Here is a 14,745-nt window from a genome sequence, read left to right on the forward strand (position 1 = left end):
GCCCGCATCCCGCCCCCTGCTGCCGAATTCCCGATCCCACCCCCCGAGTGCGTCATGGCGTCGAGCAATACCGATCACATCCATGTCGGGCGGGACAGCTGGCTGTTCCTGAAGACCGGGACCAACGACATCCTGGGGCAGTTGGAGCGGCCGGAGGCGATGGCCGAGCTGATCTGGGCGTGGCGCAGCCTCGTGTCCAACCGGGAGCGGCGGCTGCGGGCGCTCGGCATCCGGTATCGCCACGTGGTCGCGCCGGACAAGCTGGTGATCTACGACAACCACCTGGACGGGATCACCATCGCGCCGGCGGCCTCGCCGGCCAACCGGCTGCTCCACGCGGAGCCGGACCTGGGTCCCGCGTGGCGGCGGGGGCCGCGGGCCCTCTACGCGGATTGGCGGCGCCGGAAGCGCTGGCGGCAGACCTGCATTGACCTGGTGGCGCCGATGCGGGCCGCCCGGGACACCGTCGACCTCTATTGCCGGACCGACACCCATTGGAGCTTCGACGGCTGCTACCTGGCCTATGCCGAGATCTGCCGGGCCTTCGGGACGGAGCCGCGGGCGGACCTGCGGGACCGGCCGTTCACGCCGGTCGATCATGACGGCGACCTCGGCAGCGCCTTCGACCCGCCGCGCCGGGCGCCGTCACGGGCCTACCGGATCCAGCGGGATTCCCTGCGGACCTATGCCAGCCCGATCGTCGAAGCGCGCGAGAAGGCCGGCCTGCTGCACACGCTGCACGGCGGCGCCAACGTGGCCTACCGCAACGAGACGGCGGCCGATCCGCGCCGGCTGGCGCTGTTCGGCGACTCATTCTCGCACGTCATGCCGTACATGCTGACGATCCTGCTGGCCGAGACCTTCCGCGAGGTGCACTTCGTCTGGAGCACGTCGCTCGACTGGTCCTACATCGCGCGGACGAAGCCAGATTTGGTCCTCACCGAGGTGGCCGAGCGGTTCATGGCCCAGCTGCCCGACGACAGCTTCTCGCTGGACGCCTACGTGCAGGAGCGGTTCGGCGCCGAACTGGCGGCCCAGGCAGGCGAGCCCTAGAGCATCGTTCCGAAAGGTGGCGGCCGGCTTTCGGAAAAAGACGAGGCGGATCAAGAAGCTAGCGCATCGTGCCGGTTCCGATATTCGGCACGATGCGCTAGCCCTCGAGCTTGGCCATCAGCGCATCGGACAGCGCGAAGTTGACGTAGACGTGCTGCACGTCGTCCTGGTCCTCGATCACCTCGACCAGGCGGATCAGCTTCTCGCCGGTCTCGTCATCGACGTCGATCGTGTTCTGCGCCTTCCAGACCAGGCCGGTGCGGCTCGGCTCACCGAACCGGGCCTCCAGGGCCTTGGCGACCTCGCCGTAGGATTCCTGCGCGCAGACGACCTCGTGGCCGTCCTCGCTGGAGCTGACGTCGTCGGCCCCCGCCTCGATCGCCGCCTCCAGCATCGTGTCGGCGTCGGCGACGTTCGCCGGGAAGCCGATCACGCCGACCCGGTCGAACATGAACGCCACGGCGCCGGTCTCGGCGAGGCTGCCGCCGGACTTGGTGAAGGCCGAGCGCACGTCCGAGGCGGTGCGGTTGCGGTTGTCGGTCTGCGCCTCGACGATCAGCGCGGCGCCGCCCGGGCCGTAGCCCTCGTAGCGGATGTCCTCGTAGGTCTCGCCATCCGCCCCGGCCGCCTTCTTGATGGCGCGCTCGATGTTGTCCTTGGGCACATTCTCGGCGCGGGCCGCGATGATCGCCGCGCGCAGGCGTGCGTTCATGGCCGGGTCCGGCGTGCCGAGCTTGGCCGCCACAGTGATCTCGCGGGCGAGCTTGCCGAACACCTTCGAGCGGACCGCGTCCACCCGGCCCTTCCGGTGCATGATGTTCTTGAACTGCGAATGGCCTGCCATGGCGTGTGAGACTTTGTTCGTTGGCGAGGGCGGGAATCCGGGACCCCGCCGTCGCGGCTGTGAGGTCGCCGCGTTATAGGCCGCCGGCTTCCGACGAAGCAACGCGCCACCCGATCGTCACGACCGGGGAAAGATCGCCCGCGCCGGGCGTTGGCGCCGGACATGTCAGCTGGAAACCCGATGCCGCGCCGGACCGAACACAGCAGGACGGCGACGACGCCCCCGGCCGCCGACCGCCGCTGGCTCAAGCTCGGGATCGCCACGCTGCTCGGCGTGGCCGCTGGCACGATGCTGTTCGCCACGGAGGCGCAGGGGCGGCAAGCGGCAAGACGCGTGAGCCGCCCACGAGCCGGCTCGTAAGCGGTCCCCGCCTCACGCTGCCCGGACGGTGGCCAGGAAGCGCCCGACTTCGACCGTGAGCTGCTCCGACTGACGCGACAGCTCCGAGGCCGAGGTCAGAACCTCGCCCGCCGCGCCGGTCTTCTCCGCCGCCCCGGCCACGCCCGTGATGGTGCGGGTCACCGCGCCGGTGCCGGAGGCCGCCTGACCGACGTTGCGGACGATCTCCTGGGTCGCCGCATCCTGCTGCTCCACCGCCGCCGCGATCGAGGCGGACACGGTGCTGATCTCCCGGATGCGGCCGGCGATCTGCCCGATCGCCGTGGTGGCCTCGCCCGTAACACCCTGGACCTCACCGATCTGCTGGCCGATCTCGCCGGTAGCCTTGGCGGTTTGGTCGGCCAGCGCCTTGACCTCCGCGGCCACCACCGCGAACCCCCTGCCGGCCTCGCCGGCGCGGGCCGCCTCGATGGTGGCGTTGAGCGCCAGCAGGTTGGTTTGGGCGGCGATGCCCGAGATCAGCCCGACCACTTCACCGATCTTGGCCACGCTCGCGGTCAGGGCGCTCACGAGCGCAGCGGTCTGGTCCGCTTCGCCCACCGCGGTCCGGGCCAGATCCGCCGAGCCGGCGACCTGCCGGCCGATCTCCTGCACCGAAGCGCCCAGTTCCTCGGCGGCGGCCGCCACGGTGCCGACATTGGACGCGGCCTGCTCAGAGGCGGCCGCGACCGTGGTCGACCGTTCCGCCGTCTCGGCCGCCGTCGTCGCCAGGGTCTGCGCCGTGGCCTGCAAGGCGCCGGCCGACGCCGAGACCGTGCCCACGATCCCGCCGGTCGCCCGCTCGAACGCGTCGGCCATCTGGTGCATCGCCGCCCGGCGCTGTTCCTCGGCGAGGCGCCGGGCCTCGGAGGATTCCGCCTCCAGCGCCGCGGTCCGGATCAGGTTGTCCTTGAACACCTGCACGGCCCCGGCCATCGCGCCGAGTTCGTCCCGATTCTGCGTGCCCGGCACGGGCGTCTCGACCGCGCCCCCGGCCAGGCGCCGCATGGCTTCGGCGAGCCCGAGGATCCGTCGTACGATACGGACCTGCACGATCAGGATCGCCGCCACCGCGAGGCCGGCCGCGAGCAGGATCGCCGCGATGGCGAGCATGAGATCCTGGCGGGCCTCGGCGGCGGCGGTCCGCGTCTGATCGACCGCGGCGGAGATGACTGCGATCGCCGCATCCGACACGGCCTTCTGGCCGGTGACGACCCCGGCATCCCACTCCACGTTCGGGACCGAGATCCTGCGCCCATCCGAGATGGCGGCGGCGATGGCCTGGCGGTGCTCGGCCATGCGCCCGCCGAAGTAGGTGGCGTTGGCCCGGGCATACATGTCGCGCACGGCGGCATCCATACCGCCGATCTCGATGGTGCGCTTGGCGACCTGCCAGGCCGTCAAAGCCTGTGTGTCGGCAATGCTCAGCTGTGTCCCTTCCGCGGGCGTGGCGGGACGGCCGCTCGCCAGGAGCCCGCTGATGATGGCCGCGGCACGGCCGCTGCTCGTGCGCGTGAGCCAGATCGCCGCCCGGGCGTCGAGGAAGCTGCCGAAGGCGGGGGCGAGGGCCTGGATATGCGCCTCGGTCGCGTCGGAGGCCGCTTCCAGCGCGATCAGGAACCGGTTGCCGACCTCGTCCAGTTGCTTGCGCAGGGACGGGTCCCGGCCGGCAAGGGGCTGATCGAGGGCCGGGTCCACGGCCGGACGCAGCCGCCGCCACGTATCGACGAAGGATTGCAGTTCGACGCCCCTGGCTTTCAGGGCGGCATCAGTCACCCCTCTCAGATCGGCGAGGGCGCCGTCGATAGCGGCGTCGAAGGCCTGGCGGCCATCCAGGGCGGTCTGCCGGTGGACGCGGTTGGCGTCGAGCTCCTCCAGGAGGGCCGTCATGTTCCACCCCCGCTCGATACGAAGCTGCGTCAGGCTCGTGAACAGGTTGCGGTCGATCGCCATGTAGGCGGCGACCTGATCGGCCAGATCCGAGCGCGCCTTGCTGCGGACCAGTTGCAACGCGGCCAAGCCGATCGCGACGGCACTGACGAGGGCGACGATCGCAACAATTGTAAAGCGAATTGAAAGCTTAGGCACAGCCAACCACCGACAAATCAAGATATCAGATCTTAAATTCGGATCGGGGACAAAGCTATGGATTTTTTATTCATTTTGACTTGGATTATTGAGCAAAAGCAATGACTATTCAGAACGTTTATATTTTTCATATTTGAAAGATCGCGGATTTTGTCATTATATAACTTCCAAGTATTCCGTTTTGCTGCTCATTCATGTCGCAACGAATGTGTGACCCCGGTTGGGAGGCAGCGGCTCAAAACAGCCTTCCGCGGCAGGCCCGATGCCCGCCGCGCACATGCCCCGCTTAAGCCTTGCGTGATCGAGAAGGATGGCGCGCGTGTTCGGGAGGCGTCGCGACTGCAGGCAGCTCAGAGCATGCCGGCGCTCGTCAGCGTCGAGATTGGCCGTCTCGGGCTTTCGTAGAACCAGCCGGCATCGATGCCGGTCGCGGGGGCGAGGCAGCCGGTTCAGCGAAGTCCCGCATGCCAAGCCCGCAAAGCGGCCAGCGTCACCACGTCGCCCGGCCATTCAAGTCCGGCGAGGTGTCGGTGCGGGTGGCCCGGCTCGCCGAGATCGGAGACCGCCGAGAAGGCGCCGTCGAGGCGGTGGCTGTCGGTGTAGCGGCTGCGGGTCGCCAGGACCGGCAGGCCGGCGGCGCGGGCCGACGCGATGCCGGGGGCGGAATCCTCGAACGCCACGGCCTGCACGGCCGGGACGTCGAGGCGGTCCAGGGCCAGCTGGAACACGTCCGGTGCGGGCTTCTTGCGCGCGGCCTCGTCGCCGGCCGCGATCACGTCGAAGGGCGTGTCGTCCGGTCCGAAATTCGCCGCGAGGAGCCGGTCGACGTTGGGCCGGCTGGTGGTGGTGGCGATGGCCAGGCGCAGGCCGGCGTTCCGGGCCTCGCCGATCAGCCGGGCGATCCCCGGGCGCAGGGGCAGGCCGTCCCCGGTCACGAGGCCGCCATACGCGATCGTCTTGCGGGCGTGGATCTCGGGCGCCCGGGCGTGGAGCGACGCCGCCTCGCCCGGATGGTGCGTGTCGATGTAGTGGGTGAGCCGTTCCTTGCCGCCCATCACGGTGAGCAGGTCGGCATAGAGCGCCGGGTCCCAGCGCCAGGGCAGGTCCAGGTCCGCGAAGGCGCGGTTGAACGCCTGCCGGTGCAGGTCCTCGGTCTCGGCGAGCGTGCCGTCGACGTCGAAGATCAGCGCCCTCAGCACGAGAGGTCGCGACCGGAGGCGCCCTCCGCGCCGGCCCGGATCGCCGCGATGCGCTCCGCGTAGGCGTCGAGACCGCCGCCGAAGACCGCGTTGCCGGCCACGAACGTGTCGGCGCCGGCGCGGCTTGCCGCCTTCACGGTCTCGGCGTCGATGCCGCCGTCGACCTGGATGCGGATGTCGCGGCCGGCCACCATGGCCCGCACCCGCGCCACCGCCTCCATGCTGCTCTTGAGGAATTTTTGGCCGCCGAAGCCCGGATTGACGGTCATCACCAGCACGAGATCCACGATGTCGAGCACCGGCTCGACCAGCGCGGCGGGGGTGCCGGGGTTGATCGCCACGCCGGCGCGCTTGCCGAGGTCGCGGATGGTCTGGAGCGAGCGGTGGATGTGCGGCCCGGCCTCGGCATGGACCGTGATCCCGTCGGCGCCGGCCTCTGCGAAGGCCGCGAGATACGGGTCGGCCGGCGCGATCATCAGGTGCACGTCGAAGAATTTTTGCGTGTGCGGGCGCAGCGCCTTCACCACCGGAGGGCCGAAGGTGATGTTGGGCACGAAATGCCCGTCCATCACGTCGAGATGGATCCAGTCGGCCCCGGCCGCGTCCACGGCGCGGGTCTCCTCGGCGAGGCGGGCGAAGTCGGCCGAGAGGATCGACGGGGCGATGACGGGAGGCAGCATGCGGTATCCGGGATCGGGCGGGCCGGGGCGAGCGCTGAAGGCCGATGTGGTTGGATCCATTTACGTCGGCTCGCCGGCTCTTCCTACCCCTGCGTGTCAGCCTGTCGGATGAGTGCGATGGCGGTCTTCGCCGCCAGCGTCAGGGGCTGCGGCGGCGCCTCCAGGTCGAACCAGTCCAGACCGTCATGCTTCTCGGGCTCGACGAGCCGCGGCGCCCGGGAATAGGCATCCACCCGATAGACCGGCGCGACCCAGTGGATACCCGCATCGGCATCGATGTGATCCACGACGCAGAGCAGCGTGACCGGCTCGATCCCGATACCGAGCTCCTCGGCGACCTCGCGCTTCACCGCATCGGCCACGGGCTCGAACAGGTCGACCTTGCCGCCCGCCAGCCCCCAATGCCCGGCCTCCGGCTCGGTCCTCCGGCGCAACAGCAGGATGCGCCCGTCGACGACGATGGCGGCCCCGCACCCGACCCGTGGCTCCACCTGCACGATCCGGCATCCCGTTTGTTATGGAATTTGCTGGTGCCACGGTGGCGACCGAGTCGCCAGTGCGGGTGGGAAAGGCGCGCAGCGATCAAAACCGCTCAGTTCTATGCTTCCATCAGCGATGTGCCGGTTCAAGGAGCGATAACGGCGGCTGGATGAACCACCTTGTCATCCCGGGGCCGCGAAGCGGAGCCCGGGATCCATAACCGCAGACGGATGAAGGTCTTGCACAGTCGGCGGCTCTGGATTCCGGGCTCGCCTGCGGCGCCCCGGAATGACAGGGTGGATGCAGGGCATTCATGCCCCCAAACTCCTGGCGCGATTGCCCGCGCGGAATCCTGCGAGCGGGAACGCCCAACCCCAAAAAAATCACGCCAGGCGGCGGCGGCGTTCCACGAGCTGCATGATCATCGGTGTCAGGATCAGCTGCATGGCGAGGTCGAGCTTGCCGCCCGGGATCACGATGGAATTGGCCCGGCTCATGAAGCTGTCGTGGATCATCGACACGAGATACGAGAAGTCGATCCCCTTCGGGTCCTTGAACCGGATCACCACCAGCGACTCGTCGGCGGTGGGGATCCAGCGGGCGATGAACGGGTTCGAGGTGTCGACGGTCGGCACCCGCTGGAAGTTGATGTCCGTGAACGAGAATTGTGGGCAGATGGTCTGCACGTAGTCGGGCATCCGCCGCAGGATCACGTCGGTGACGGCATCCGTGGAATAGCCGCGGAACGAGCGGTCCCGGTGCAGCTTCTGGATCCATTCGAGGTTGATCACCGGCACCACGCCGATCTTCAGGTCGGCGTAGCGGGCGATGTCCACGTCCGGGTCGGCCACGCAGCCGTGCAGGCCCTCGTAGAACAGCAGGTCGGAATCCGGCGGGAACGCCTCCCAATCCGAGAAGCTGCCCTCCGGGATGCCGTAGGCCCGGGCGTCGTGCTGGTCGTGGGCGTAGTGCCGGGTCTGGCCGGTGCCGTTCTCGGCGTAGCTGCGGAACACCGCCTCCAGCTCCGGCAGCAGGTTCGCCCGGGGCGCGAAATGCGACAGCGTCGGCTCGCGCGCCATCATGGCCCGCATGGTGTCGCGGTCGTACGCGTGGAACCCGTCGCCCTCGATGAACACCGCGCGCACGTCTTCCCGGCGGAAGATCTGCTCGAAGGTGTTGCGCACCGAGGTCGTGCCGGCCCCGGAGGAGCCGGTCACCGAGATGATGGGGTGCCGCGCCGACATGCTCTTGAACTTCGCGTTGCGTTTACGACCGCATCAATCCGCGCTGGCCGAACAGCGGCGAGCGACCGGCATCGGGCTTGCCGCCCGCGTAGTAGGCGGCCACGCACGCGACCTCCTCGGTGGAGCCGCAGACCAGGGGCGCACGCTCGTGGATCCCGGTGGCGACCAGGTCGAGGATGCGGGTCTGGCCGTCGGTCGCGGCGCCACCGGCCTGCTCGATCAGCATCGCCACCGGGGCGACCTCGTAGAGCAGCCGCAGGCGGCCGCGGGCGTAGTTCTTGCGGGCGTCGCCCGGATACAGGAACACGCCGCCGCGGGTCAGCACGCGCTGGATGTCGGCCACCAGCGAGGCGAGCCAGCGCATGTTGTAATCCTTGTCGCGCGGGCCCTCGGTGCCGCGCTGGCAATCCTCGATATAGGCCTTCACGGGGGCGTCCCAGTGCCGGACGTTGGAGGCGTTGATGGCGAATTCCTTGGCCGAGGCCGGAACCGACATGGCTAAGCTGGTCAGGCGGAACGCGCCCTCCTCCCGGTCGAGCACGTAGGATTGGGTGCCGTCGCCGAGCGTCAGGATCAGCGCGGTGGCCGGGCCGTAGGTCACGAAGCCGGCGGCGATCTGGGCGGTGCCCGGGGTGGTGAACGAGGCCAGCGGGTTGGCCGGGTCCTTGATCGACGGGCGGATGCCGAAGATCATCCCCACCGCCATGTTGACGCCGATGTTGGACGAGCCGTCGAGCGGGTCGATCGCCACGGCCAGCGGCGCGTCGGGGTTCAGCCGCATCACCGCCTCGGCCTCCTCGGAGGCGACCTCGGCGACGGGGGCGCCCTGCAGGGCGGCGGTCACGCTTTCGTGCGCGATCACGTCCAGCGCCTTCTGCACGTCGCCGTCGCTGTTGTTCTCGCCCGCCGCCGCGAGGTCGCCGTCGAGTGCGCCGCGCCCGATCAGCGCGCTGATCTCCACCGCCGAGCCCGCGATCGCCCGGATCACCGCGGCGGCATCCTTCAGGGCCGGGTTGGCCTCGACCGCCTGCGCCAGGCAGGTTTCGAGAGGCGTCCCGATCGCTGCTGAAATTGCCATCGGCCTGTCTCTCCTGCTCAAATCCCGCCTGCCGGGATCGCGCGTTCCGCGCCGGTCTGTAGCGACCCCTCTACCACCATGATAGCGGGCGGCGCGCCCCGATCGACAAGAACCGGGGACGCCACGCTCAAGATTTCTGGGGGATCTTGTGTCATAGGACAAAAAAAACGAGACCTCCGCCATGCGCAACCTCTCTCTCAAGCAGCTCCAGGCGGTGGCGGCGGTGGCCCGCCTGGGGACGATGACCCGGGCCGCCCAGGAGCTGAACGTCACCTCGGCCGCCCTCTACGCGCGCATCCGCCAGCTGGAGGAAGAGGCCGGGCTGCTGCTGTTCGACCGGACGCCGGGGGGCCTCAAGCCCACCGATGCCGGGCGCGAGATGCTCTGGGCGATCGACAGCATCAACACCGTCCTGGAGACCTGCACCGACCGGCTGCGGACCCTGCGCGGCGCCGAGGGCGGGCGCGTCGCGCTGGGCGTCGTCTCGACGGCCAAATATTTCGCGCCCCAGGTGATCGCGGGCTTCGTCAAGAAGCACCCCGGGGTCGAGATCAGCCTCTCGGTGCGCAACCGCGGCCAGACCGTCGAGGCCCTGCGCGGCTACGAGATCGACTTCGCCGTGATGGGCCGGCCGCCCCGGGACTTCCCGATCGAGGCGGCGACGTTCGGTCCGCACCCGCTGGTGCTGGTGGCGCCCCCCAGCCACCCGCTCGCCGGCCGGACCGGGCTGTCGCGCGAAGACCTGGCCGACCAGCCGTTCTTTTTCCGCGAAGAGGGCTCCGGCACGCGCACGGTCTTCGAGGAGTTCATGAGCGGTATCCTGGTCAAGCGGGCGCTGCTCGACATCGACACCGGCTCCAACGAGACCATCAAGCAATCCGTGATGGCGGGGCTCGGGATCGCGCTCCTGTCGGTCCATTCCGTGGCGGCCGAGGTCGAGAGCGGCCGCCTCGCGCTGCTCGACGTGAAGGGCCTGCCGATCCGGCGCGACTGGTACGCGGTGCGCCGGGCCGACAAGGTTCTGGGCCCGGCGGCCTCGGCGGTCTGGTCCTACCTGATGAGCGACGGCGCGCGCATGCTGCCGGGCGTGACGCTGCCCGAAGTGACCGGGGCCAAGGCGTGAGCGCGGCCGGCATCGTCGTCGCCGGCTCCGGCCAGGCCGGATTCCAGCTGGCCGCCTCCTTGCGCGAGGGCGGGTTCCGGGATCCGATCACCCTGGTGGGCGACGAGACCACCCTGCCCTACCAGAGGCCGCCCCTGTCCAAGGCCTATCTCGCCGGCAAGACCGACGCCGAGGGCCTGTTCCTGCGCCAGCCCGGCTTCTTCGCCGAGCATGCCATCGCCCACCGCCCCGGCCTCCGCGCCGTCGCGATCGACCGGGCCGGACGGCGCCTTCAGCTCTCGGACGGCCAGAGCCTCGCCTACGACCACCTCGTGCTGGCCACCGGCGCCCGCAACCGGCCGCTGCCGGTGCCGGGGGCCGACTTCCCGAACGTCCGCCAGCTGCGCGACCTCGACGACGCCGACGCGCTCCGGGCATCGCTCGATTCCGCCCGGTCGATCGTCGTGATCGGCGCCGGCTTCATCGGCCTGGAATTCGCCGCCGTGGCCGCCGCCCGGGGCCTGTCGGTGACCGTGGTCGAGGCGGCCGACCGGCCGATGGCCCGGGCGGTCTCGCGGGAGATCGGGCAGTTTTTCCGCATTGCGCACGAGGCGTGGGGCGTGCGCTTCGCGTTCGGGGCTGGCGTGACCGCGATCACCGGGCGAGAGGGCCGCGCCACCGGCATCGTGCTGGCGGACGGGCGGGAGCTTCCCGCCGACGTCATCCTGATCGGCATCGGCGTGCTGCCGAACCGGGAGCTGGCGGCGGAGGCCGGCCTTCCGGCCGAGGACGGCGTGCGGGTCGACGCGTTCCTGGCGACGCCCGATCCCGCGATCTCGGCGATCGGCGACTGCGCCCGCTTCCCGAGCCCGTTCGCGCATGGGCTCAGCCCGGACGGCACGGTGCGGATCGAGTCGGTGCAGAACGCGATCGACCAGGGCCGCTGCCTCGCCGCGCGGCTCAACGGCAAGCCGGCCGCCTACGGGGCGCTGCCGTGGTTCTGGAGCGACCAGGGTCCGCACAAGCTGCAGATCGCCGGCCTGTCCGGGCCCGGCGATCCCAGCGTGGTTCGGGGCTCCGGCGCGGCCTTCTCGGTGTTCCGCTTCCGGGACGGTTCGCTGAGCGCGGTCGAATCGGTCGACCGAGCGGCCGACCACATGATCGCCCGGCGCCTGCTGGCGGCGGGGACCCCGCTCACCCCGGACCAGGCGGCCGATCCCGGCTTCGACCTCAAGGCGCTGGCGATGGCCCGCCCCTGACCGGACCGGTCAATCCGAGAAGGCGATCTTCGGCCCCGGCCGCTGCAGGGTCACCGCCGTGGCGATCCCGAGCCCCAGGATCGTGACCGCGCAGGCCGCGAGCGCCCCGAACTGCCCGAGCTGCATCAGGGCCTGACCCAGCACCGCGACGCCGAGCGCCTGCCCGCAGAAGAACGAGAACGCGTGCAGGGCCACCGCGGAGGCGCGGGCCGTGGGCGCCACCTCGGTCACCTGCGTCTGGAAGGTGTTGTGCAGCATGTAGAAGCCGAGCCCCATCGCGGTCAGGGCGGCGCAGTCCACCTGCCAGCTACCGGCCAGCCCGACCACGGTGAGCGAGGCGCCGCAGATCAGGCCCCCGCCGATCAGCATCCGGGGCATGCCCAGCAGCCGCACCAGCACCCCGACCAGGGCCGAGTAGAGCAGGCCGCCGATGGCGAAGCCCGCGAGCACCAGGCCGGCCTCCCGCGGGCCGCCCTCGCCGCGGGCCTCGATCAGCGGGGCGAGGTGCGGGAACACGCCGAAGATCGCGATCGCCTCGACGAACACCGCGGTGAACAGGATCCGGGCCCGCGGATTGGCCAGGATGGTGCGGTAGCGCCGCACCGCCTGCCCGAAGGCGGGGCGGCGGGCCGGGAGGCTGCCGGTGCGGTCGAAGCCGAACACGGTCGCGGCGCACGCGACGGCGGCGACCAGAGCCGTGATGGCGAACACGCCGCGCCAGCCGATCACCGCCTCGATCAGCCCCGCGAAGGTCGAGCCGGTGAGCTGCCCGAGGATCACCGCCACCAGGAAGCGCCCGATCGCCACCTGCCGACGGTCCATCGGCACCCGGTCGCCGAGCAGCGCGAGCGACAGCGGGATGCAGCCGCCCGCCGCCGCCCCCGCCAGCATCCGCAGGCCGAACAGGCTGCCGATATCGGGGGCGAGGCTGCACAGGACCAGGGCGCCGGCCAGCACCGCCAGGCAAACGCTCATCACCCGCTCCTTGCCCAGCGCGTCGCCCACCGGGCCCAGAACCGGCTGGATGAAGGCGTAGGGCAGCGCGAAGGCAGTGGAGAGCAGCGCCACCGTGTGGGTGTCGCTGCCGAGATCCCGGGCCAGCACGCCGACCAGGGGCTCGACCGAGCGCAGCGCGAAGGTGCTGCCGAACCCCGCGCAGGCCAGGACGACGATCAGGCGCGGGATCGAGCCGGCACCCGGCTCCGGCCCGCGGGTCGCGGACGGCGTGAGGGCCGGCTCTTGGCGGTCGAGCATGGGGGGTTTCGCGGGGCGGGCGGAGCTGAACGCGGCATCGCATCTCCGCGGCCGGAGCGAAACCCACCCGGATCAGTGCGCGTAGAAGGCCGGATCCGAATTGTCGCTCGGATGCTCGAACGCCCAGCGCAGAGCCGACGACAGCGGCACGTTGTAGTTCAGGCCCCGCGGCGGCACCGGCTTGAGGAACCACGTCTCGTAGATCGTCATGATCTCGGGGCTGCGGTAGAGGTCCGCGGTGGCCTTATCGATCAGCGCCTTGAAGGCCGGATCGTCCCGGCGCAGCATGATACCGTAGGGTTCCGGATCGGACAGGGTCTCCTGGCTGATCGCGTAGGCGGACGGATCCTTCGACTGGGCCGCCACCACGCTGAGCTGCACGTCGTCCATCACGAAGGCCGCCGCCCGGCCGGTCTCGACCATCAGGAAGGCCTCCGGCACATCCTTGGCGGCGATCACCGTGATGCCGAGCTTGCGCTCGTTGTTGGCCTTGATCAGCATCAGGATGTTGGTCGAGCCGGCCACCGACGAGACCACCTTACCGCGCAGATCCTCCAGGCTGGCGATCTTCTGGTCCTTCCGCGAGACGAACCGGGTCGCCGTGAGGAAGTGGGTGTTGGTGAAGGCGACCTGCTTCTTGCGTTCGGAATTGTTGGTGGTGGTGCCGCATTCGAGATCGGTGGTGTTGTTGGTCATCAGCGGGATGCGGGACGAGGAGTTCACGAACTCCATCGCGACCTCGAGCCCCGGCATCTTCAATTCGCGCTTCACGGCGTCGGCGATCTTGAGGCAGATATCGACCGCGAAGCCGACCACCTTCTGGTTCTGGTCCAGGTAGCTGAACGGCGGCGAGCTATCGCGCACGCCGAGCACGATCCGGTTGTTGTCCTTGATCTTCTTGAGGGTGCCGGTCAGCGGTTCGGCCCGGGCCGCCGGGGGGAGGACCGCGAGCAGCACGGCGAGGAGCGGAGTGAGCAGACGCATGGGCTGGCCGGTTCCCTGGTCGCGCAACGGAACGCCGGCCGGACCGACCCGGCGGCGGGAGCCCGACTGCACGCGGATCGGGCTTCCGCACATCCCTCAGCAAGAGTCCGGCCGTGGCTACGGCCAGCAGCGGCAGGAAAACCAGTCCACGACCCAATCCGGTGACGGAAGACCGATCATGTTCCGGTTTTCATGAATTGGAGGACCGGCAATGTCCTCAAGGATTCCGCGGCGTAGTCGAGGAAGGCGTTCACCCGGGCGGGCCGGAGGCCCTGGCTCGGGGTCACGAGGTGCACCGGCACCGGTGCCGGCTCGTAAGCCGCGAGCAGGCGCACGAGCCGGCCGTCCGCGATCTCTTCGGCGGCCTGGTAGGACAGCACCCGCGCGATGCCGCGTCCGGCCCGGGCCGCGATCAGCGCCGCCTCGACCTCGTTGACGATGAGCCGCGGGGCGAGGCGCACCCGGTTGGCACCGAAGCGCCATTCGCGAACGCCCGCATGGATCGGGCCCACGATGGTGTCGTGCGCGCTCAGGTCGGCAGGCGTCCGGGGCGTGCCCCGGGCGGCGAGATAGGCCGGGCTGGCGACGACGACCTGGCTCACCTGCCCGAGCCGGCGCGCGACGAGGCGCGATTCCACGAGCGGCCCGATCCGGAGCGCGACGTCGATCCCGTCCTCCACGAGGTCGAGGTTGCGGTCGGCGAGGACCAGCTCGACCTGCGCCTCCGGGTAGGCGTCCAGGAAGCCCGACACGACCGGCGCCACGTGCTTGCGCCCGAACAGGACCGGCGCCGTGACCCGCACGAGACCCCGCACCGCATCGCCGGCCGCCCCCGAGACGGCAGCCTCGTAACCCGCCAGCAGGCCGCGCGCCCGCTCGGCCAGTTCGAGGCCCGCCGGGGTGGGCGCGAGGCGGCGGGTGGTGCGCTCCACCAGGCGGGCGCCGGCCCGGGCCTCCAGGCTCGCGAGCGCCCGGGTCGCGGCGGCCGCCGAACGGCGCGACCGCCGGGCCGCCCCGGCGAGGCTGCCGGCATCGATGATCGCGACGAAGAGGGCGAGTTCGTCCAACCGGTCCATCGATTGTTGCAGTCCGTGAAATTCTG

At 70.3% G+C, this 14,745-nt stretch carries 14 protein-coding genes; 4 read left to right on the plus strand and 10 right to left on the minus strand.

Features of this window, described 5'->3' with window-relative positions; all coding sequences use genetic code 11:
- The first annotated feature begins 54 nt into the window (after positions 1-54).
- The gene (locus FV233_RS17485; RefSeq protein WP_147854420.1) at positions 55-1,053 is read left to right on the plus strand and encodes a hypothetical protein; all 999 of its coding nucleotides are present in this window, start codon (positions 55-57) and stop codon (positions 1,051-1,053) included.
- A gap of 97 nt (positions 1,054-1,150) precedes the next feature.
- On the opposite strand, the gene FV233_RS17490 is transcribed toward FV233_RS17485, so the two are convergent.
- On the minus strand, positions 1,151-1,897 hold the full coding sequence (locus FV233_RS17490; RefSeq protein WP_147854419.1) for a YebC/PmpR family DNA-binding transcriptional regulator: 747 nt from the start codon (positions 1,895-1,897) through the stop codon (positions 1,151-1,153).
- 162 nt (positions 1,898-2,059) lie between these two features.
- On the opposite strand from FV233_RS17490, the gene FV233_RS17495 reads away from it, so the two are divergent.
- Complete coding sequence (locus FV233_RS17495) at positions 2,060-2,257, plus strand: hypothetical protein (protein WP_187278137.1); 198 nt, start codon at positions 2,060-2,062, stop codon at positions 2,255-2,257.
- A gap of 12 nt (positions 2,258-2,269) precedes the next feature.
- On the opposite strand, the gene FV233_RS17500 is transcribed toward FV233_RS17495, so the two are convergent.
- The 6 genes from FV233_RS17500 to FV233_RS17525 form a co-directional block, all read right to left on the minus strand.
- A complete protein-coding gene (locus FV233_RS17500; RefSeq protein WP_281408001.1) occupies positions 2,270-4,294 on the minus strand; it encodes a HAMP domain-containing methyl-accepting chemotaxis protein in 2,025 nt (674 codons plus the stop codon).
- A 518-nt stretch (positions 4,295-4,812) separates the two neighbouring features.
- Positions 4,813-5,562 (minus strand): HAD-IA family hydrolase, encoded by a 750-nt coding sequence (locus tag FV233_RS17505; protein WP_147854417.1) that lies wholly within the window; start codon positions 5,560-5,562, stop codon positions 4,813-4,815.
- Positions 5,556-6,242 carry a ribulose-phosphate 3-epimerase gene (gene rpe / locus FV233_RS17510; RefSeq protein ID WP_147898218.1) on the minus strand — a complete coding sequence of 229 codons (687 nt, stop codon included), beginning with the start codon at positions 6,240-6,242 and terminating at the stop codon, positions 5,556-5,558. Before rpe ends, FV233_RS17505 begins: the two co-directional genes overlap by 7 nt.
- 83 nt (positions 6,243-6,325) lie before the next feature.
- Positions 6,326-6,739, minus strand: a complete 414-nt coding sequence (locus FV233_RS17515; protein ID WP_147854415.1) for an NUDIX domain-containing protein — start codon at positions 6,737-6,739, stop codon at positions 6,326-6,328.
- 366 nt (positions 6,740-7,105) lie between these two features.
- The gene (locus FV233_RS17520; RefSeq protein WP_147854414.1) at positions 7,106-7,966 is read right to left on the minus strand and encodes a phosphoribulokinase; all 861 of its coding nucleotides are present in this window, start codon (positions 7,964-7,966) and stop codon (positions 7,106-7,108) included.
- Positions 7,967-7,988: 22 nt separating this feature from the next.
- The gene (locus FV233_RS17525; protein WP_147854413.1) at positions 7,989-9,044 is read right to left on the minus strand and encodes a class 1 fructose-bisphosphatase; all 1,056 of its coding nucleotides are present in this window, start codon (positions 9,042-9,044) and stop codon (positions 7,989-7,991) included.
- A gap of 181 nt (positions 9,045-9,225) precedes the next feature.
- On the opposite strand from FV233_RS17525, the gene FV233_RS17530 reads away from it, so the two are divergent.
- Both FV233_RS17530 and FV233_RS17535 read left to right on the plus strand, forming a co-directional pair.
- A complete protein-coding gene (locus tag FV233_RS17530) occupies positions 9,226-10,167 on the plus strand; it encodes a LysR family transcriptional regulator (protein WP_147854412.1) in 942 nt (313 codons plus the stop codon).
- Entirely contained in the window at positions 10,164-11,405 is a 1,242-nt protein-coding gene (locus FV233_RS17535) for an FAD-dependent oxidoreductase (RefSeq protein ID WP_147854411.1), read from the plus strand. Before FV233_RS17530 ends, FV233_RS17535 begins: the two co-directional genes overlap by 4 nt.
- A gap of 9 nt (positions 11,406-11,414) precedes the next feature.
- On the opposite strand, the gene FV233_RS17540 is transcribed toward FV233_RS17535, so the two are convergent.
- From FV233_RS17540 to FV233_RS17550, 3 genes are all read right to left on the minus strand, one after another.
- Positions 11,415-12,659: an MFS transporter gene (locus tag FV233_RS17540; RefSeq protein ID WP_147898219.1), complete on the minus strand. Its 1,245-nt coding sequence runs from the start codon at positions 12,657-12,659 to the stop codon at positions 11,415-11,417.
- Positions 12,660-12,731: 72 nt separating this feature from the next.
- Complete coding sequence (locus FV233_RS17545) at positions 12,732-13,643, minus strand: amino acid ABC transporter substrate-binding protein (protein ID WP_147857292.1); 912 nt, start codon at positions 13,641-13,643, stop codon at positions 12,732-12,734.
- Positions 13,644-13,819: 176 nt separating this feature from the next.
- Positions 13,820-14,719: a LysR substrate-binding domain-containing protein gene (locus FV233_RS17550; protein ID WP_147898220.1), complete on the minus strand. Its 900-nt coding sequence runs from the start codon at positions 14,717-14,719 to the stop codon at positions 13,820-13,822.
- Between the last annotated feature and the right edge of the window lie 26 nt (positions 14,720-14,745).

The sequence above is a fragment of the Methylobacterium sp. WL7 genome (assembly GCF_008040085.1).
In the GTDB taxonomy this organism is placed as follows: Bacteria; Pseudomonadota; Alphaproteobacteria; order Rhizobiales; family Beijerinckiaceae; genus Methylobacterium; species Methylobacterium mesophilicum.